The 20858-nt window shown below is 40.8% G+C and carries 16 protein-coding genes; 14 read left to right on the forward strand and 2 right to left on the reverse strand.

Annotated features, from left to right (window positions below):
* Positions 1–11 precede the first annotated feature (11 nt).
* The 11 genes from BHC51_RS11675 to BHC51_RS11725 all read left to right on the forward strand — a co-directional run bounded on the left by BHC51_RS11675 (position 12) and on the right by BHC51_RS11725 (position 15531).
* Entirely contained in the window at positions 12–2441 is a 2430-nt protein-coding gene (locus BHC51_RS11675; RefSeq protein ID WP_100123973.1) for a type VI secretion system Vgr family protein, read from the forward strand.
* On the forward strand, positions 2442–3230 hold the full coding sequence (locus BHC51_RS11680) for a DUF4123 domain-containing protein (protein WP_100154108.1): 789 nt from the start codon (positions 2442–2444) through the stop codon (positions 3228–3230). It begins immediately after the preceding gene.
* Position 3231: 1 nt separating this feature from the next.
* Positions 3232–3870, forward strand: coding sequence for a tetratricopeptide repeat protein (locus BHC51_RS11685; protein ID WP_100123975.1), 639 nt, complete (start codon positions 3232–3234; stop codon positions 3868–3870).
* Positions 3857–4978: a hypothetical protein gene (locus tag BHC51_RS11690; protein ID WP_100154109.1), complete on the forward strand. Its 1122-nt coding sequence runs from the start codon at positions 3857–3859 to the stop codon at positions 4976–4978. Before BHC51_RS11685 ends, BHC51_RS11690 begins: the two co-directional genes overlap by 14 nt.
* 61 nt (positions 4979–5039) lie before the next feature.
* The gene (locus tag BHC51_RS11695) at positions 5040–8240 is read left to right on the forward strand and encodes an ImcF-related family protein (protein WP_180296501.1); all 3201 of its coding nucleotides are present in this window, start codon (positions 5040–5042) and stop codon (positions 8238–8240) included.
* Complete coding sequence (gene tssA / locus BHC51_RS11700; protein ID WP_100136062.1) at positions 8230–9810, forward strand: type VI secretion system protein TssA; 1581 nt, start codon at positions 8230–8232, stop codon at positions 9808–9810. Before BHC51_RS11695 ends, tssA begins: the two co-directional genes overlap by 11 nt.
* A 9-nt stretch (positions 9811–9819) precedes the next feature.
* Positions 9820–11577: a type VI secretion system baseplate subunit TssF gene (gene tssF / locus BHC51_RS11705; RefSeq protein WP_100154111.1), complete on the forward strand. Its 1758-nt coding sequence runs from the start codon at positions 9820–9822 to the stop codon at positions 11575–11577.
* The gene (locus BHC51_RS11710; RefSeq protein WP_100136060.1) at positions 11577–12539 is read left to right on the forward strand and encodes a type VI secretion system baseplate subunit TssG; all 963 of its coding nucleotides are present in this window, start codon (positions 11577–11579) and stop codon (positions 12537–12539) included. The genes tssF and BHC51_RS11710 overlap by 1 nt, the downstream gene beginning before the upstream one ends.
* On the forward strand, positions 12540–13259 hold the full coding sequence (gene tssJ / locus BHC51_RS11715) for a type VI secretion system lipoprotein TssJ (protein ID WP_100154112.1): 720 nt from the start codon (positions 12540–12542) through the stop codon (positions 13257–13259).
* Positions 13260–13396: 137 nt separating this feature from the next.
* Positions 13397–13786 (forward strand): type VI secretion system baseplate subunit TssE, encoded by a 390-nt coding sequence (tssE, locus tag BHC51_RS11720; RefSeq protein WP_180296502.1) that lies wholly within the window; start codon positions 13397–13399, stop codon positions 13784–13786.
* Between the two features lie 542 nt (positions 13787–14328).
* Positions 14329–15531 carry an aminotransferase-like domain-containing protein gene (locus tag BHC51_RS11725; RefSeq protein ID WP_100136058.1) on the forward strand — a complete coding sequence of 401 codons (1203 nt, stop codon included), beginning with the start codon at positions 14329–14331 and terminating at the stop codon, positions 15529–15531.
* Between the two features lie 298 nt (positions 15532–15829).
* Here BHC51_RS11725 and BHC51_RS11730 read toward each other — a convergent pair whose 3' ends face one another.
* Both BHC51_RS11730 and BHC51_RS11735 read right to left on the reverse strand, forming a co-directional pair.
* On the reverse strand, positions 15830–16168 hold the full coding sequence (locus tag BHC51_RS11730; RefSeq protein WP_100154113.1) for a hypothetical protein: 339 nt from the start codon (positions 16166–16168) through the stop codon (positions 15830–15832).
* A gap of 86 nt (positions 16169–16254) precedes the next feature.
* Positions 16255–16620 (reverse strand): hypothetical protein, encoded by a 366-nt coding sequence (locus tag BHC51_RS11735; RefSeq protein WP_100154123.1) that lies wholly within the window; start codon positions 16618–16620, stop codon positions 16255–16257.
* Between the two features lie 217 nt (positions 16621–16837).
* Here BHC51_RS11735 and BHC51_RS11740 point away from each other — a divergent pair, with 217 nt between their 5' ends.
* From BHC51_RS11740 to BHC51_RS11750, 3 genes are all read left to right on the forward strand, one after another.
* Complete coding sequence (locus tag BHC51_RS11740) at positions 16838–18769, forward strand: histidine kinase (RefSeq protein ID WP_180296503.1); 1932 nt, start codon at positions 16838–16840, stop codon at positions 18767–18769.
* A 19-nt stretch (positions 18770–18788) separates the two neighbouring features.
* Positions 18789–19442, forward strand: a complete 654-nt coding sequence (locus tag BHC51_RS11745; RefSeq protein WP_100154124.1) for a response regulator — start codon at positions 18789–18791, stop codon at positions 19440–19442.
* Between the two features lie 188 nt (positions 19443–19630).
* A complete protein-coding gene (locus tag BHC51_RS11750; RefSeq protein WP_100100614.1) occupies positions 19631–20857 on the forward strand; it encodes an MFS transporter in 1227 nt (408 codons plus the stop codon).
* Position 20858 lies beyond the last annotated feature (1 nt).

Genomic DNA, 20858 nt, shown 5'->3' on the forward strand with positions numbered 1-20858 from the left:
AGGGCAATTATATGCAACAGCGTTATTATCTGAAACTGAATGCCAATCTGGCTGTTTTTGACCAGTTTTCAGTGCGCAGATTCAATCTGGAAGAGAAGCTGGATAATTATTATGTGTTGCAGCTTGAGGCAACGCATATTGCTTCAGATTTACCCTTGGAAGATTTTATTCACCAGCGTGTTACTTTTGAGATGGCGCCGGATATCAATTGGGCTGAGTCGATGGCGGTATCACGGCATGAGCTGGATGATTCTGAAAACCGGCGCTGGCATGGTGTGATTCAATGTGTGGAGCAGGTGGCGTCCAGTGCTGATGAAACCTGCTACCGCTTTACTATTGTACCGCGGCTGGCTTTGCTTAACCGTATTACGACAACGCGGTTATTCCAGAATGAAACGGCTCTGAGTATAGTTGAGAAGATTCTGCGTCATCATGGCTTTGCCAGTGAAGATTTTCGGTTGAAATCTACCCGCAGTCTGCCCCGGTATGAACACCGTATGCAATATCGTGAAACTGATTATGCATTTATCAAACGGGTATTGGCACGTGAGGGATTGTGGTTTACTTTCACTCAGACGGCGGCTAATGAAGTGTTTACGGTGGCTGATGATGTTAGCCAGTATATGCAGCTCAGGCAGCAGGCTTTACCTTTCAAGCCTGATGCGGGGCTGGAAAGTGGGCAGGAAGGGCTGGAAAGCAAGCTGGAGGCTCAGCTTGCTTTCGATATTGCGGTCACTGCTCAGGGTATTAAAGACAATCTGAAGCAGCATTTAATGCAGGGGCTTACAGCTAAATACTCTGTAGCTGAGTTTCATGTGCGCTATAAGGCTCAGTATGAAAGTGTGCAGGTTAAGGATTACAACTATCGGGATGCCAATAATAGCCTGGTAGGTAAGGCGGGCTTTAGCGAACAGCAGCCGGCAGCATTCGGCCAGCCTTATATTTATGGCTTTTTTCATCATAAGGATGCAGAACAGGCGCAGGAATATGCACGGATTCTGCATGAGCATTCTATATCACGTCATATTCTGGCAACTGGTAAAAGTAATGTCCATAGTTTTGCGCCGGGTCTGACGATGGGCTTTGCTACCGATGCCAGGGTTGGTGCTGTTCGTCAGTGGTTGCTGGTGAGTGTGTGTCATGCTGGCGCACGTGACGGGGATTATTTCAATACGTTTACTGCTATACCCGCAGACAGTCAGTGGCGCCCGGAACCTATTAAGCACCCGATTATAGATGGCACGATACCGGGAACCATCTGTGATGCCGGGCAAGGGCCTTATGCTTGGGTAGATGAGATGGGGCGCTATATTGTTAAGTTTAATCTGGATATGGACAGCTGGCAGCCCGGTGGTGAAAGCCGGCCGATCCGTCTGGCTAAACCTTATGCCGGTGGGCAATATGGGCAGCATTTTCCGCTTCATGTAGGTACTGAAGTACAACTGGCTTTTCAGAATGGTGATCCGGATCGGCCGTATATTGTCGGTGTTCTGCATAGCAGTACTGCGCCAGACCATATTCCGAATACATGGCGTACGCGTAATGTTATCCGTACTTGGGCAAACAATAAAATCCGCATGGAAGACCTGAGCGGTCAGGAACACATCAAGATGGCTACTGAATACCATAAAACCCAGCTTAATCTGGGGCATCTGGTAGACAGTGGCCGTGATAAACGCGGTGAGGGATTCGAGCTGCGCACTGATGGCTGGGGGGCATTACGTTCTGCCCGGGCGCTTTATCTGACAACTGAAGACCAGACGGCTGCCAATGGCATGCAGCTGGATCGTAAGGTAGCAGTTGATGAAATTGAAGGTGCATTAAATCAGGCTAATCATCTGGCTGATGTGACGGCTAAACACACTAATCTCAAGCCGAATCTGGATACGTTGTCTGAGCTGGGAGAGCATTGTTCTGATTTGCAAAGACCGGTTATTTTAACCAGTGCTGTGGCTGGCTTGGCTCAGGTATCACCTAAATCGCTTCTTAATAGTGTTGGTCAGGATATTCATCAGCAGGCTGGTAAGGATATATTTACCGGTGCTGGCGAAAGTATCACTCAGACTGCTGTAAAGTCGGTACAGGTATTGGCGCAGACTGAGGATTTGAATCTGATCGCCGGCAAAAAAACGGCACGTCTGGCTTCGCATGGGGATGCTGTTGAAATTACCGCTGCGAAAAAAATATCTGTGCAGTCGGTGGGGGATGAGATTCTGATTAATGCGAAAAGCGGAATCAAGCTGGCCAGCGGAGGCGCTTATATTGAAATCAAGGGTGGAAAAATCAGCCTGTATAGTCCCGGGCCGATTGAATATAAAGGTAATCACCAGTTTCAGGGGCCGCAGGGCGGTAATTTCCCTTTACCGGAATTGCCTGCTTCTGTTTGTCTGGAATGTATGCGTAAGGCACGCGCACAGGGTGTTGGCATTGTAGAGAGATAAATGATGATGACTTTTCGTGATGTGTACGCGCAATTTATCAGCTTTGCTCATGAAACAGATGAGAAAATACTTTATCTGATTATCGATTTATGTAGCTGTGATTATCCGTTGCTTGCGGCTATTGAAAACTGGCAGCCCGAATTGCAGTATTGTCTGCTGTTTGAGCAGACTCCGGAGGAGCACATTAAGGAGGAAGGGCCTCTGTTGCTGGCGCTTGATATCAGGAATGAAAATCATCTGGAAATTTTAGAAAAAATATGTGAAATCACTCATATGGATAACCGCTTGCTGGCGTTTAACAGTAAATATCCGTTTGGAACGCTGGAAGTGCATTTACGCTGTGCCATGCAGGTTAAATGGGATAAAAAGGAGGGATTACTGCGGTTTTATGCTCCTGATATGTTTGATCCGGTGAATATGGTGTTGAGCGATGCGCAGAAAAACTGGCTGCATCAGTATATGCAGTGTTGGTTTTATGTGGATGATACGGGTGAATGGGTGTTTTATCAGGCTGACTACCCGCAATGTGAGCAAAATGAATTTGATGTAAATGGTTTTGTTTTTACTGAAAAACAATATGATACTTTATTGTTATGGGCTGATGTCTATAACTATCGGCGTAATTATGGTATCGCTCTGGATGCAAATGAATATGGCGGTGAACGGATGCTGATTAATCAGCTATATGTTCTGGCCGTTGAAGCTGACGCGAAGCTGATTTTAAATCAGGAGCAACGCATGCAGTTTTTTGGCAATAATTTGCAGAAAATTAGACAGGAAGGGCTGTAAGATGTTACGACGTATATTGGTAACGTTCTGTTTGTGTCTGGGTTTGGTGCAGCTGGCATGGTCTGGTACATATGATGATGCTGCGGCAGCCGCCCAGAATAAACAGTATGATAAAGCCTTGGTTTTGTTTCAGAAAGCCATTGATGAAAATGATGATGCGCGTGCTTATAACAGTTTGGGCACGTTGTATGAAATGGGTTTGGGCGTTAAGCAGAATTATGCCGCTGCGGTTAAATATTATACGCTGGCAGCTCAAAAGGGTAATGTAAAGGCAAATGGCAATCTGGCTGTTCTGTATGAGCGCGGTTTAGGTGTAAAGCAGGATTGGGGCAAGGCTCTGGGCTATTATTTTACCGGCCTGAACAACGGGGATGGCAAATCTATGAATAATTTGGGTGTGATGGCACTTAATGGTGAGATTTTGCCTCAGAATATATCGGTGGCATGGGCATTGTTTGCCAGTGCTGTAAACCGGCATGACAGGGAAGCTCCGCACAATCTGGCAGTTGTAGAAACCAGAATGACTAAGGCAGAAATTGAGCAAGGGAAAGTGGTATATAAGGCTTTGCATCAGGTAAATGCTAAAAAACCACCTATGGATATTATGTTGGATTATTTAGGCTGGCATGATAACGAATAGCACTCAACGCCAAACTGCTTGGCCTGCGCCGCAGCCGGTTCGCTGGCTTGCGTGGCTTGCTTTATATGCGTTGGCAATTTCTATTAATAAAAGATATGCTGATTCTATTATTGCCCAGCTAGGGCTGGAAATTACGGTACATTGGCAAAAGTGGCTGGTATCGATACTGCCTGCTGTTGCGGTGGTAACTTTGCTGTTACTTTTGCGCTGTATCTGGTATCAGATATGGTTTATTTATCAGCGTAATAATCAGTTTGTCTATAATGAAAAGGTACTGAATAATCAAAAGTACTGGTCGGAATTTATGGTGCTGGAGGAGGTTATACTGCGCTGCGGGCAGTTAAATCAGGCTGCTGATTTTTACCATTATCTCAGCCTGAATCCTGAAGAGAGGAAGAAATCTGTTTTTGAGTCTATGAGTATGGAACTACCCATTCAAAACAGTTCTTTTGTTTATTCTGATCGTTTACATGTTGTTTTATCTCAGTTGGTTCAGACTTTATCTTCTAGAGATTTTTTTTCGGATCAGTATACCCGGTATCTGTGGTTATGGACGGCAGATAGGGAAAGCTGGCTGGTATTCAGGGAGCTGGTTATCGCTGAGGGCGGTTATTGCCCGGTAATCCCGGACTATTATGTGAAATTTGACGATTTAAACTGGGTTATTGATCGGTTTCAGGAAAAGTTGTATCAGAAAATTCTCGTACTGGGATTTGAGTGTCAGCCAGAATTTGAGTTGTATCTGGTTATGCTTTTTGCCGGTAAGGGCAAGCTGGCAAAGGTTCAGCGGGCTTTTGATGTTCGTACATGGCACTTAGATCAGGATTATTTTTTTTCGGCTATCACTGATAAGGTGTCTGGTTTTCAGATTAAAAGCCGTGCTCAGGAAATCAAGCAGCCTGAAATTACGCAATTAACTGAGACTCTGATAAAAAGGGATTATGAAATCGAAACTTATACGCAGGATATCCCGGAATTCTTTCAAAAGCTACAGTACACAGGCGAATGGATGAAATTATTGCTTGCTGTTTATCAGACACATAAACATTCCTATGTAGTACTGGATCAGCATAATGCAAAAATAATACCTGTTTCTCAGATTAAGTAAATTCAATTATAGGCCGGTTTTTATGTTAAGGTGGAACCAGTTACGACAATTCAGTTCTCGTGTGAACAGTCAATTGTCCAGGCTAGCGCAGGCGAATCAGAAAATCACTCAGCGACCCAGAATTCTGAAATTATGGCTATTGTGCAGTTGTCTTTGGCTGATACTGGTATGCGGTTTAACTGCTTTTTTATACTGGTATTTTGATAAAAACTGGCTGTTAAATCATAAATTCCATTTGATATTGCTGGCATTGGCTGGTTTGTTTCTGTGCATTATATTGCCATTATTCTGGCGTATTTTTGTGGTTATCGATGGGCAGGAAAGAACGATACGTTTTGTTGAACGTTCAACATATACGCGCGAAAGCCCTGCTCAGCAGAATTTAATTGCTTTTCAGAATTACTTAAAGCAGAAATATCATCTGCCTGTTTTCAATCGTTGTTATATTCTGGCGGTGCATGGTGTGCCAGATGCGTTGAGTGATGTGGGTGAGCAGTTGCAGCGCACTGGTTGGGTACAGGTAGACAATGTTTATTTGGTTTTGATGAATGCTATTGATGAAATTGAGTCTGTACCTGCATTCCGCGGTAAATACAATTGTCCGTTTGATGGCTTGATCATATTACGCGATCTGAAAAGTAATAAAACTTCGGTTACTCATGATAGTACCGATGTGTGGCTGGAAAAATTTTATCGGCTTTTAAATTGGAAAATTCCATTTCTTCATGTTCTTCAAAGTGATATTGAGTTAAATAAATTTCCACTCAATCAGGTTTTCGCTTGGTCATCTCCATCGGAAGATACTATCTCTGATTTAAAAGTTAAAGCTGTGAATTTATTTCTTCATGCTTTTCTGAAAAGCAGGGACAGGCAATTCTTGCCTCTGATTGATACTATTGCTTCGACTAAAATAAATCTTGCTGAGGTTTATTCTGAACAGCAGTTGCTATGGTTTAAGGGTATTGCTGTACAAGCTAAACAAAGTAATTGGTGGGAAACATGGTCGATGGCTGCTGAACATTTATATCAGCGTCCTGCCAAATTATTTGTTCAGTCTGGCGCCTTGAAGCTGGCTAAAGCTGGTTTGGTATTCAGTATGGTTGCATTTGTTGCGATTGTGTATGCCTTTGCCAGTAATTATCGCGAGGCGCAGACTTTCCGCAGTCAGATTACTAATCTGCATAAGTTTTCTGGTGCCGGGAGTCCGGTTAATTCTATTTTGGCTCTACAGAATCATATTGCACTGGTGAATAATGTTCCTAAACCATTTTATCGCCGCCTGGGCTTCAATCATGATGATTTACTACTGGATAAGGCATTTGCTGCTTATGGTACGGCTGCGAAAAAATGGCTGATCAGGCCTGCTGATCAGCAGATTATTTTGGTATTGGAGTCTTTAGAACACTTGCAGACTTCATCTCATGCAATGATTACGCATGAAGTTATAGATGAGGGCGGGGCACAATCAAGTAATGCTGTTGCTCTTGATGAGGGTTTTGATGCGCTTAAGGCATATTTAATGCTTCGGCGTCCCAAACGGATGGATAATATTTTTCTCAGTGATTATTTATCCCGTTTGTATCGGACGCAAGGCTTACAGAATGCAGATGCGGCGCAAAATATATTCAGGTTTTATACCCGTAATATGGGTAAACATAATAGCTGGTTTCTGAATGAGGATTCTGTACTGGTGGCTCAGAGTCGTGCGGTATTGAATAATATTGTCAGCCAGCAGCAGGAAGATGTGGTTATTTATCAGCATTTACTTGATAGGGCGTTAAAGAATTATGCTGATATTGATTTGGTACAATTGGCCGGTAAGGAAAGCACTCAATTTTGGACAAACAAACAAAAATTACATGGTGCTTTTACTGCTCGTGCCTGGAAGGAATGGTTTAAACCGGAAATTGATAAGTTTAATCCTGAACACTTTAAAAATGGTTCTTGGGTGCTTAATGAATCAGAGGAAAGTAACGAAAATACGGATATCCGTAAACAAATAATGACTTTGTACAAGCGGGATTATTTCAATGCCTGGACAGGCTTTCTATCTGGTATTCAATGGGTTCCTGTTACTGGTCTTAACAGGCAGATGGATCGTCTGAAGAAATATTCAGACAAAAAAAATTCGGTACTGGTGAAGTTATTAACTGCAATTCAGTTTAATGCCAGTATTGGCTATCCTGAAGACCGCACCGACGATGGTAAGGGGGTATTACAGGATTTTGAGCCAATCGTTGGTTTAATTAAAACAGTAGAGGATAAGAATAAGCAAACCAGCCGTAAACTGGATCAGTATCAGGAAAATCTGCTGGCTATGTATCTGGAGGTGCAGAAAGTTCAGGGCGCGAATAATCAGGCTTCTGCTTCGCAGCTTTCTTTTAATACTATATTAAATGGGGATAATAGTTCCAGTCTGGCTAAGGCTGAAGAATCAATTAATTTACAGGTAGCTAATCTGGGGGAAGAGTGGCAGGATATCGGACATACTCTGCTTGACTATCCTTTTGCTGATGCTAAAAAAGCTATTCTGGTGCCTGCTTTAAACAATATCAATGCTCTATGGCAGCAGATGGTTGTATCGCAATGGAATTATCGTTTTGCTAATCGCTATCCTTTGAATCCATCTGGCAATCTGGATGTGTCTTTGTCTGAGTTACAGAAGTTTATTGACCCACAAAAGGGTGTGGTTGCTCAGTTTAATCAGCAATATTTAAATAAAGTTCTTAATCTTGTGGGCAATCAGTGGATTGTTAATCCTGCTGTTGTGGATCAGGTGCAGATTGATGATCAGTTTGTAAGTGGCTTAAATGAATTAAACCAGTTGTTAGAATTTGTGGCTGACGGTACAAATACTGCTTCTTTTGAGGTAATGCTTTTACCAACTCCCGAGGTTAAGCAGATTACGCTTTCGCTCAATAAGCAGAATGTTCAGTTTTATAATGAAAAATCTTTCTGGCACAAGGTGAACTGGTCTGTTAGTGATAATATTGATAAGAAAGCTTCAGTACAGTGGGTTGATACTGAAAACAAAACAGGACAGCTTGAAGTTGTAGGTGATTTGAGTATCTTACGTTTACTTGAAAAAGCTCAGGCGCGTAAAAATGATGATGGCACTTATCAGCTTAAATGGACAATTAAAAACAGGGCAGTAGAAATGAATCTGAAAAATTTGCAGACTAATGATCTGATTACGTTGCTGAAATTAAAAGGTGCTCATTTGCCGCAACAGGTATTTAAGGAAGATCAGAATGCAGATTAGTGCAGCATTAAAAGTTCTTCAGAAGCGGAAAATCTATGAAGATGTAAAGCCTTTATGGGACGATATTGAATATCTTTTGGCTCCGGTGGATGGCCAGCCTGAAGATGTGACTCATCATGATTCTTTTCTGGATATTCGTCAGGAGCTGGAAAAGGTCAGTGATATTCAGTTAGGCAAAATTGAGGATGCAGCCAGTTATCTGTGCCAGAATGTGGGTAAAGATATTCGTGTGGTGGTGTATTTAACCTATGTATTGTTTCGTCGTGAGGCATTTCAGGGGTTAATCAAGGGGTTGTTATTACTATACGGTGTGCAGGCTGTATATCCATCTGCTTTTCAGCCTCAGCGTATTTCGGTGATTAAAACTATGCTCCGCTGGCTGGGTAGCGCCAAAATGGAAGATGCATTTTTATTGTGCGAAAACAAGCTGCTACCTAATGAATATCAAGCCATTACGATATTGTGCGAATTAATTCAGGAAAATTTAGGCGCACAGTTTAAGGAATCAATTGATGAGCTAAGTGGTTTGCTGGGTTTGTTACCGGTTCCTGCTGGAGAAAGTAAAACTCCGGCGGCAAATCAAGCCACTGCAACCATTACTGATAATAATTCTGGTCAGGGTGTCAATGTTGATAATGATGAGGTAATTTTACGTTCTTCTCAGGATTTGATGCAAACAATGAAATCGGTAGGGCAGTTTATTGCTGATAAGGAGCAGAAGGCATATGCCTCGTATCGGCTATTGCGTCAGTTTCGCTGGGATTTGCTGGAGCAGTTACCTTTACATCAGGATGGTGTAACTAAAATTGCTCCCCCTCGGCAGGAGTTAGTTAACCGTTTGCAGACGTTATATCAGCGTAAAAACTGGGTTGAGTTACTGGAACAATGTCATGCTGGTTTTATGGAGGCATCCAATCATTTCTATCTTGATTTGCAATTTCTGAGCTGGACTGCAATGCAACATTTGGCTCCTGAAGCAAATGTTTGGGCTGATATGCTGTGTAGTGATCTGGCGTTTCTGCTGACCCGGGTAGCTGGGTTGGAATCATTGGCATTTAATGATAATCGTCCCTTTGCTTCAGGCGAGGTATTAGACTGGATTGCTGTTCATGCCCGTTTTCAGCAACAGAGTGTGGAGGAAATACAGCTATCTTCCGATAATGAGCTTATTTCAACGAATGATATTGAAGCACAGGCTTTTGTTATTCTGGCAGAACAGGGCTTTGATAAAACTATGGAATGGCTGGCTACGGTACAGTTTGAGGATGGTTTTGAACAGCTGTATTACAAGCAGTTTCTACTTGCCCGCTTGGCGATGAAAGGAGGCAAAACTGATTTTGCTTTATCTTTGCTGGAAAAACTTAATCTTCCATTTTCGCAACAACCATTGTTTGAATGGAATAAAAAGCTCACTTTTCAGATTAAACACGAGCTGTTAAAGCTTTTACAGCAAAAACACATAACTATTAAAGGCAGTAATAAAGAATTGATAGCAGGGCAAATCGAAGAATTGAAAAAAGAGCTGGTGTTGCTCAATCCGTTTTTGGCGCATCAATTATTGTATAAATAGGTAGTAGATATGGATAAAAAAGACAATATTCTGCGTTATTATGAAGCGGAAATGCGCTATCTGAAAGAAGCCGGGCAGGATTTTGCAGAGGCTCATCCTGATGCTGCGCAGTATTTGAAAATGCAGGATTCTCTTGAACGGGATCCGATGGTAGAACGCTTATTTGAGGGGTTTGCTTTTTTAACAGCAAAGCTGTATCAGAAAATCGATGACGATATGCCGGAATTGACAGAAAGTGCTCTGGCGTTGTTATGGCCGCATCATCTTCAACCTGTTGCTTCGATGTCGATAGTACAATTGATGCTGAATAAACAGATTTATACCAATGATCAGCATATTCCGGCCGGATTGAAATTGCAGACTGCGGTTGATTCAAACACTGGCATTTCTTGTGAATACCGGACAACACAGGCAGTTGATATTTATCCTGTTGATGTAGGTGATTTTCGTCTGGTTTATAATGATTTAGGGCAATCTATTATTCAATTGCGTTTGCAATTACGTCAAAGTGATGCCGGTCAGAATATTTGTCTGCCAGATCAGTTTTCGCTTAAGTTTCATCTTGTTGGTGAAATAGAAACCAGATTGAGTATTTATCATTATTTAATAAATCATCTGGCGCAGATCACTACGGATGAAAATTATATCTCTGTAAACGATAAGTTAACATTGCAGCGTGCACATTTTGATTCTGATTCAATAACTTGGTTGCAGCAGAGACAAGCTGGTGAACACGATTTATTGATGGAATATTTTCTGTTTAAAGAAAAGTTTCTGTTTTTTGAATTAAAGGGACTGAGCGGGAAAGATTTTGATAATGATAAACATGAGCTATTGGTAAATTGTCATTTGCAACGTCATTTTCCATTAGAATTGGTTTTTAACCGCGAATATTTAAAGTTATTTTGTGTGCCTGTTATCAATCTGTTTGATTTGGAGGCTGAGCCGGTAGTGCGTTCTCATTTGCATACTGAATATAGATTGTCTCCTATGTTTTCGGCTTCAGAGCAGGTTAATGTATGCGCTGTAACTGAAGTAGAATCATTTAGTAAGATTAATGGCAATAGAAAGCGTTATTTGCCTTTTAATGAATTCAGGCATGGCAAACGTGAGTTAAGTATTCTTGAGCAGGATAATCCTTATTATTATATCCGTACGCGGCAAGGTATCGGAAATAAATACGATAGTTTTATTAGCTTTAGTGGTGAAATGCAGGTAGATGAAGAGGAAATCTTTTCTATCAGTATTTTAGGAGCTAATGGTAATTTACCTCGCCAGATCACTAAATATAATAAAAAGTTAAGCCTGCATTCTCCTGTTTTGGGAGTAAAAGACGCTCAAATGGTAATGGTACCGACAGCTTTGCATTACCCACCTGATTATAAGAATCAGCAATGGCAGTTGTTATTTGAGATGAGTAATAATTATCTGGCTACGCTTGATACTGGGACGCTGAAAAATAGTTTGCGCTTACTTAACTGGTCTACAGCCGCTGCAAATGAAAAAAATATAGCTGCCATCACTTCGGTTCAGAGTGAAATTAAACATATTATGCATCAGGGTATGATGATTAGGTGTCTGGTAATTAATATTGAACTGGATAGTACAGGATTTATTAATGAAGCAGATGCAGCCTTATTTGGCTATGTATTAAATCGTTACTTGATTGCATATGCTCAGCTCAATTTAGCCATTAAAGTAAATGTAATATTACAGCCGGAGGCTATTACTTTAAGTTGGCCAATAAATGTGGATGAAAAAATTTAATGAATGCCGGTTTGTTTAATCGCTTGCTGCTGGCTCCAGAAGCATATAATTTTTTTCAGTTTTGCTATTTGCTGGAATCGCATCAGGTTAATTTACGTGTACCTGATTTGCAGAGTACCAGTGATTTGACTTTGCAGTTTTGCGCTTGGCCATATCTTGGTTTTCCAGCCAGTGAGCTTAAGCAGGCTCTACCTGAATCAGTTTATGACTATAAGTTACCAGTAGTATTTACTACTTTTATGGGATTAATTGGTACAGATGGGGTAATGCCTAATTGGCTTATTGCTGAATGTGCTGAAAAAAAAGATGGCATGGAAAATTTGACGGCTTTTCTTGATATGTTCCATCATCGTCTGATAGCTATGTTCTATCAGGTATGGAAACGTTTTCATTATGAATTCCAGTATCGCCCGAATGCTTCTGATCGTCTTTCACAGGCATTGCTGACTTTGATTCATGGTCGCCGTTCTCTTGATATTGATCCGCGCTATTATCTGGGCGTCCTTAAAAATTTAAATAAGAAAAATAAAAATACTTTTGGTTTAAAAGAAATTGTACATTATGTTATTCCTGCTGCCAGTGAAGTAGTTATAGAAGAGTTTGTTCCTGTTAAATATCCGGTTCCTCAGCTATCAATGGGTACAGGTATTGCATTTGAAAATGCAGTTCTGGGCAGATTTCTGTATGATGCCAATAGCCGTATAAGAATATTTGTAAAGTTAAATAATTATTCAATATTGAATTTATTGTATGAAAATCAACCAGTGCGGATGATTTTACAAACTCTGGTCAAGAAATATGTTGGTTGTAGTCTGGATGTTGAACTGGTAGTCAGAATCAGTGCAGAATTGTTACCGTTGGCAAAATTAAATGGTACTACACCGCAGCAGCTAAGTGCTGGCGTCACTGTAGGTCAGCCGGAAGCTGGTATGCAGTTTTCGATTTTTCTGGGGGTGTTGTAGATGAATTTTCGTTTGTTGTTTGTGCTAATTTTGTTAACGGGATTATCCGGTTGTGGGTTATTACAACAAGGATATGAGGATGTGCGTAAAGCAGGTAAAGAAGCGGTTGAGTTGAAACATTATCATTATAATTTTCGGGTGGTTTCAGCGTCTCTTTTAAATCAGACTGATAAATCGCAGCAAAATACTTTTAGAATGTTTATATATCAATTACGCAGTGATGATCTGTTTAATCAGGCCAGCTATTATGATTTACTTACCAATGCAGATGATGTTCTGGCTGAGGAGTTGATTAAAAAGGATATACGTGTGATCTATCCTTTTGATACGCAGAATATAAGAGGAGATATTGATAATAAAACACAATATGTGGGTTTAGTATTTTTCTTCAATAAACCTGAAGCTGATGATCAAACATGGAAGATATCGATTCCTGTAAATAAGTTGAAGTTGTTTAGCGACAATTACATTTTGGTAGATGCCTCTCAAGCTCAGTTGAAACCTAAAAAGCAGGTTAAAGGTCTACTCAAGCAGCAAAAACAGGTGGAAAAGGCACAGAAAAAGGCATCAAAAGAGCAGAAAAAACAGGCAAAGCTTGCGAAAAAGGCTCAGCAAGCTATGCAGGAACCGATGGATAAATTACAACAGCAAGGCCAACAGAAAGCTCAGGATAAAATAGGAAAAAAGGTAAAAAATATATTGCCTGAGGCTAAAAAGTAATGCTTTACCTGAGTGCTATCGAACATGTTGTTTTGCTATCTACTAAAATACGCTCAGTTTAGTTAAATAACTAGGCTGAAATAATGGTTTTTATTCTGGGAAGTGTAAATAATTTTATTATGATTAATGCGTCTATATTGGAAAAAATTACTTTAAATTTTTCTGGAGATGTTCTGTTTGATAGCCTCGACCCTAAAGAGCGCTATATCTATAGTGTGATGAATAATATTGAACGCATTCTGAATACACGTCGCGGTAGTGTTAAACATATCCCTGATTATGGGCTACCGGATTTGAGCATCATTTATCGTCATTTACCCTCCAGCCTGTCTTTGTTGCAAAAGTATATAACTTTTACTCTTTTAAAATACGAACCACGTGTACAAGCCTTGCAAATTCAGATAGTTGAAAATAAGTCTACAGATTTTATTATTGCTTATGAGTTGTTATGTAAGCTGAAAGAAGTGGGCTATATTCGCTTTTCAACCACTTTTGATGGTGATGAGTCAGTGAGAGTATTCAGATAATTAATTTTAGCAGTTTGCAATTTGTCGATTCAGAATAATGTTATTGTTTGCCTGATTGTGTAAGGCTACTCTATGTGGCTATTATCTTTAAATTTCTTTTCTTCTTTGTGATCGTTGATCATAAAATATATGATGCTTGCTCCAAGCCTAATACCCAAAAAGCATTAGCTTGTGGGTCTCAAAATCAGCTAATTTAATCTTTTAAAGGTTTTATACTGATAACTATTTTTCTCTTTATAAGATTCTTTATCTGCAAGGGAAATCACGCAATAATTTGGTCAAAGATATGATCTGACACTATCTGTTTCAGACCGCTGGATAAATCAATCTAGTAAAAGTGGTTTATTTAAGTCTAAAGATGATTAACCTTCAGAAAAAAATGAATTATTTGCGTTACGCAAAGAGCTTAAACCGTTGTGTAATGTGGGTACTGGATGTGGCTTTATTCAATATTTAATAAAAATCAATTCAAAAGTATATTACCTGCTATGATGTTATTAGAAGCTATTTCATTTCTATATATTTTCTTTTGAGGTTATACGATGACAGAAGAAAAAAACTACAAATTCTCTGAAGCCTTAAGCAACTCAAATCCATCTTTTATCAGGGAGATTTTAAAACTTACTGCGGTTAAAGACATGATTTCCTTTGCAGGTGGGTTGCCTGATGCAAATTTATTTCCTAAAAATCATATAAAGTCGGCCACTCTAGATATTTTTGAGGAGTATGGTAATACTCTTTTCCAATATACGACAACGGAAGGTTTATATAGTTTACGGCAATGGATTGCTGATACATTCTCTCTCAAACATGGTTGTAGTGTTACTCCAGAACAAGTGCTGATTGTATCGGGATCACAACAGGCATTAGATTTAGTGGGGAAAATATTTATAAATAAAAATGATAATATTTTAATTGAAAGTCCAAGCTATTTAGGTGCTATTCAAGCATTTAATTTATATAGTCCTTGCTTCAATGAGATTAGTATGTCCTTTGATGGAATTAATCTTGATGAATTAAATTATTCAATTGAAAGTAAAGATCCTAAGTTCTTTTATGGGATTCCCAACTTCCAAAATCCTACAGGCATTAGTTATTCTATAGAAAAAAGAAAAAAACTAGCAGAATTATTAATAAAACACGATCAAATAATGGTTGAAGATGATCCGTATGGTGAATTGAATTATAACGAACAACCGACAAGGTCTGTATTCTCATTAGCTCCTGATAATGTTATATATTTAGGATCATTTTCCAAAGTTTTTGCACCCAGTTTTAGGCTAGGTTGGATTATCTCACCTGAAAAAATAATGGAAAAACTAATTGTAGCAAAACAAGCTTCTGATCTTCATACCAATTATTTTTCTCAAGTAATACTCAACAAGTATTTAAACAAGTTCGATATAACAGATCATATTATCAATATTCGGAATTCTTATGCAGAAAAAAGAAAAATAATGATTGATTCTATAAATGAATATATGGATAAAGACGTAATTGTATACCCAAGTAATGGTGGGATGTTTATATGGATAAAGATACCAAATACTTCTTCAATGGATTTATTGCCCTATGCAATAAAAAATAAAGTTGCTTTTATTCCGGGTGAAACGTTCTCTACTAAAGGAGAGTATAAAGACCAAATTAGATTAAATTATACTAGTTTGACTAATGAGAATATTATTCTAGGAATAAAATTATTACAAAAATCACTGCTTGAATACAGATTACATATAAACAAATAGGCAGTCTAATAATGATATCTAAAGTCAAAACAATGCATAACTTTATAACTAGAAAAGACTAATTGTGTAAGTACCTCATAGTTAGGATACAACTCATATATAAAGTTCTTTCTATTGACCCACTGAGGAGTTAAATATGAAAAATGTGACTAAAAATCAAATGTCATATTTGTGAGCTAAGAATGGCAATCAGGACTTTTTGCAAAGGATAGGATGGGGCATATGTTTAATAATATTATTAATGAAAGTTTTTTCATTTTGTTATCTCCTCAATTTGATAAGTATTAGTATTAATATTTTAATATAAAATACGACTTTTTGATATTAAATAGCTATTTACCTGACTCATTGAACATTCTTCATGTGAAGCTTTATTTTGGGTAATTACTTCGTAAGTATTCCCTTGTTTATCGAAAAATACAAAATGGTAAATTTGTATATATAAATCTTTTTTCGTTTTTTCTGAAGCTAGGAGGGTTATTTTTGTTTTTGATTCATCTAAATTATAGATATCAGTTATATTAGCATTTTTCAACCAACCTTTAGTTATATTCATTGGCCAGTTGTGGCAATCAGGTGCTTTGGCAAAAGACATGATTGGAAGTAATCCTAATAAAATTAAATTTAATTTTTTCATTCTATTACCTTAATTTTTCTATCATTACTGTCTCATATTTTTAGACGCTAATGTACATCTTTCCTGAATGATTTATGTATTATATATTAATGGATATGGCTTTTAGATATTAAATAGCTATCTACATCACTCATTGAGCATTCATCATCAGAAGCTTCATTCTTTGTAATTACTTCGTATGAGTTTCCTTTTCTATCATAAAAAACAAAATGATAAATTTGTGTATATAATCCCTTTTTCTTTTTTCCTAAGGCTAATAATTTTATTTTAGTTTTTGATTCATCTAAACTCGGGATATCAACAATTTCAGTATTTTGCATCCAGACTTCGGCCATATTCATAGGCCAAGAATGACAACCAGTTGCTTTTGCATAAGAAAGAGTAGGGAGTAGCCCTAAAAATATTAGTGTTAATATTTTTCCAATACCTTTACCTGTATATCCTTTAACCATAAACTTTCCATTATGTTTTAATATACCCATTCTTTGACTGTATGTATGAGGCATAATACTGCTTCTTATGCTTTATAGATATAAATCTTGCAATTGAGCTTATAAAGCTAAACTATTTTTGTGTTTTAAACAAAATTTATCAGATAATTTAAAAAATTATCAATACTGCATTCTAAATTTTCAGTTATATTGCTGTCAATCAATGAAATCAGGTGTTATGAAAAATCTATGGCAAAAATTTGATCGCTCGTTCTTACGTGGGCAAAAGCTTTCACGGGTATTGGTGGTCATGATTACGATTTGGCTGTTTCTGGCTACCAGTCTTGTGGGGTTGTCGCTGAATACGTCATGGCGGCTGGAGGAGCTGGGAATGGCGATCAATGAAGCTGGCAGTTTGCGCAAGCGGGTGTTTTATATGGTGCTGGTGACGAAAACACCGGGAGCAGAACAGCAGTTTGTGCATGAGCAGCGCCAGTTTGAGGCAATTCTTGGTCATTTGCGCCAGCTGCATGAGGCCGGATTTGTTAATGGCTGGCGTCATCGGCAGTTACGGGCACAAGTGGTTAGGGTTGAGGCTCAGTTGCAGGATTTTTTGAATGATCGTGAGGCATATTTGCAGGGCAGGTTAGGCGATGCGGCATTTCTGGCGCAGGCGCAGAAGTTTACTGCGGTAATTGATCAGTTAGTGCTGCTGATTGAGCAGGATAATACGCATAATATTCAGTTGCTGCGCTGGTTGCAGGCATTATTGCTTGTGATGGCGGTGGTATCGGCAATTGTTTCGCTGGTGCTGCTACATCATTTGGTGATTGTGCCGTTGCTGCGTTTGAATCAGGGGATTAGTCAGATTGGGAAAGGCTATTTTGATACGCGCTTGCAGCTTGGTACGGCTAATGAGTTCGGGCAGGTTGCTGATGGTTTTAATCTGATGGCAGCAAAGTTGTATGAGGTATATGACACGCTGGAAAACCGGGTGGCTGAACAGACTCAGGCGGTAGTGAAACGTAATCGTGAGCTGGCGGTGTTGTATGCTATGACGTCGCTGTTTCAGGAGCAACATGATCTTTCGGTGCTGGTGCAGGTGTTTATGCATAAGATGAAGGCATTCAGTGGGGCTGATGCATGTGTGGTGCAGTTAAGGAACCGTCATTCGCATATGCTGGAGGTAGCCGGTTCAGACGGGTTGACGGAAGAACAGGTAGACAGGTTCCGTGATTATCGTTGTGATGGTGGACACTGTGCGCAGTTACTGCAATCCGGGCAAGCGGTGATGCATCAGCAATTGGTGATTCATGCTGCAAATGATGGTTGTTGCCAGATGCGGCAGGCTTTACCATTTTGTTTAACTTTTGCGGTGAAGTCTGTAGAAGATGAGATTGGTATGCTACATCTGTTTGCGCAGGTGCCGTTTACGCTGAGTGAGGAAAATCAGCGTCTGATTTCGACGGTATGCAGCCAGTTCGGGATTGCGATTGAGAGTATGCGCCTGAATGAGCTGGATAAGCAGATGGCGATTCTGGAGGAACGTAATCTGATGGCGCAGGGTTTGCATGACAGTATTGCGCAGTCGCTGTCATTTATGAATATGCAGGTACAGGTGCTTGAAAAGGCGCTTTCGGAGCAGAAGGAGCAGCAGGCGGCGCAAACGCTGGATTTTATTCATGAAGGTATTCAGCAGTGTTATGATGATGTGCGTGAGTTGTTGTCGAATTTCCGGGTACGACTGGTGTCAGAGGGGCTGATCAGTTCGTTGCAGGGGGTGATGAAGCGTTTTGAGCAGCAGACAGATATTGCGGTGGACTGGTTGGTGGAAGGGGATGTATATGAGGTGGAGTCGGATGTGCAGTTGCAGGTGGTGTTTATTGTGCAGGAGGCTTTGTCGAATGTGCGCAAACACGCGCAGGCCGATACCGTACGGGTACGACTGGTATATATGGCTGACCGGCTGAATCTGTGGATTGAGGATAATGGTGTAGGTTTTGCTGAGAATACGCTGGTGCTGAAGGAGCAGCAGGGGCATGTGGGTATTCATATTATGAAAGAGCGTGCCGGCAAGATTAATGGGCAATTGAGGATTTTTGCACGGGCGGAGTGTGGGGCGTGTGTGGAGTTGATGGTGCCACGCCAGTATATTCATACGCAGGAGTAATTGTTTTAGGAAGTTGATGATGCTTGAAGGGAAAAAATACCGGATTCTGATTGTAGATGACCATACGTTGTTCCGGCGTGGTTTGTGTGCGTTGATTGATAGCTGTGCGCGTTTTGAGGTGGTGGGTGAGGCAACAGACGGGCTGGAGGGTGTGAAGATGCAGCAGCAGTTAAAACCGGATGCGGTACTGCTGGATCTGGATATGCCGGTGATGCGCGGGCTGGAAGCGCTACCGCAGATGATAAGTCATAATCCGCAACAGGTGGTACTGATGCTGACGGTATCGGAGGATGGTAGTGATCTGGTGGAATGTATGCGACTGGGTGCGCGTGGTTATCTGCTGAAAAATATAGATACTGAGTTTCTGCTGGATAGTATTGAGAAGGCGATTAATGGGGATAGTGTGCTGTCGCCAGAGATGACCAGCAAATTAGTTACGCAGTTACGCCAGCAGGAACAAGTTGCTGATGAGGTAAAGGAACCGTTAACGCCGCGGGAACGGGAAATTCTGCGCTGGCTGGCGCGTGGCAACAGTAATAAGCTGATTGCCCGTAATCTGGAGGTTACGGAAAGTACGGTGAAGGTGCATGTGCAGAATATTCTGCGCAAGCTGAATGTGGTAAGCAGGGTGCAGGCTGCGGTGTATGCGGTTGAGCACGGTATGGATAAGTAGTTATGGGGTAGTTGTTGTGTGGTAGTTGTAGAATTTTTGAGTGTGCATATGGCCTGTTGATTTTGTCAATAGGCCATTTTGCTTATGTGGGCTTGTTCTTTTGGGTTACTGCTTCTGCCTCTGATGGCTAATGGGATATGCAGGGATGATTCCGTACACTAGGCTAAGTTATTTTTGGGAGTGGCGGGATGGATTCTGAAGTCAGGAAGTCGGTAACTGTGCTTACATCCAGCACGATTTCGTTTGTGACTTGTTTCATGATCTGGATGGTGTTTGCGGTACTGGGTTTACCTATCAAGCAGCAATTGCACCTGAATGAAACGGAGTTTGGTTTGCTGACGGCGATGCCGGTATTGTCGGGCTCGCTGATTCGGGTGCCGCTGGGTATCTGGGCTGACCGCTTTGGTAGCCGTATTGTGTTTTTTCTGGTGATGCTGGTGTGTGTGCCGGCGGTATGGTTACTGGAATATGCGCATACGTATAGCCAGTTTTTGTGGATTGCATTGTGGCTGGGCTTGGTAGGCGGTTCGTTTTCAGTGGGCACGCCGTATGTGGCCAAATGGTTTCGCAAGGAGCGGCAGGGGCTGGCAATGGGGATTTTTGGTGCCGGTAATGCTGGTGCGGCACTGAACAAGTTCCTGGCACCGGTGCTGATTACAGCTTATGGCTGCTGGCAGGTTGTACCGCGGGTATATGCGGTGATTCTGCTGGTAATTACGGTGCTGTTCTGGTTTTTCAGCTATCCGGAGCCTAAGGCTGCTAATGCTAAACAGCCAAGTCTGAAGGCACAGCTTCTCCTGATGAAAAATCCGCAGGTATTGAAATACAGCCAGCTATATTCGGTGGTGTTTGGCGGCTATGTGGGTATTTCGCTGTGGATGGTGAGCTATTACGTTAATGAATATCGGTTTGATCTGACGCAGGCGGCGTTGCTGGCGGCGTGTTTTTCGTTGCCCGGTGGTGTGCTGCGCGCTTTTGGTGGCTGGCTATCGGATAAGTATGGTGCCTATAAGGTGACTTGGGCGGTGATGTGGGTATGTTGGGTGGCATTCTTTCTGCTGTCCTATCCGCAGACACAGATGTCTATTCGTACGGTAAGTGGCCATCTGGATATGCATATTGGTTTAAATGCGACTGTGTTTACGGTGTTGTTGTTTGTTGTAGGGGTGGCACTGGCGATTGGTAAGGCTTCGGTATTCAAGTTTATTTCCGATGAGTTTCCAGAGGATATGGGCACAGTATCTGGTGTAGTGGGTCTGGCCGGTGGTCTGGGTGGTTTTCTGCTGCCGATTATGTTCGGGGTGTTGGTTGACTGGACAGGGATACGTTCCAGTTCGTTTATGCTGATGTTTGGTACGGTATGTATCAGTTTAATCTGGATGCATTTTTCATTAAAAAAACAGAAGCATCAATAAT

The organism is Snodgrassella alvi (assembly GCF_002777745.1).
Lineage (GTDB): Bacteria > Pseudomonadota > Gammaproteobacteria > Burkholderiales > Neisseriaceae > Snodgrassella > Snodgrassella alvi_D.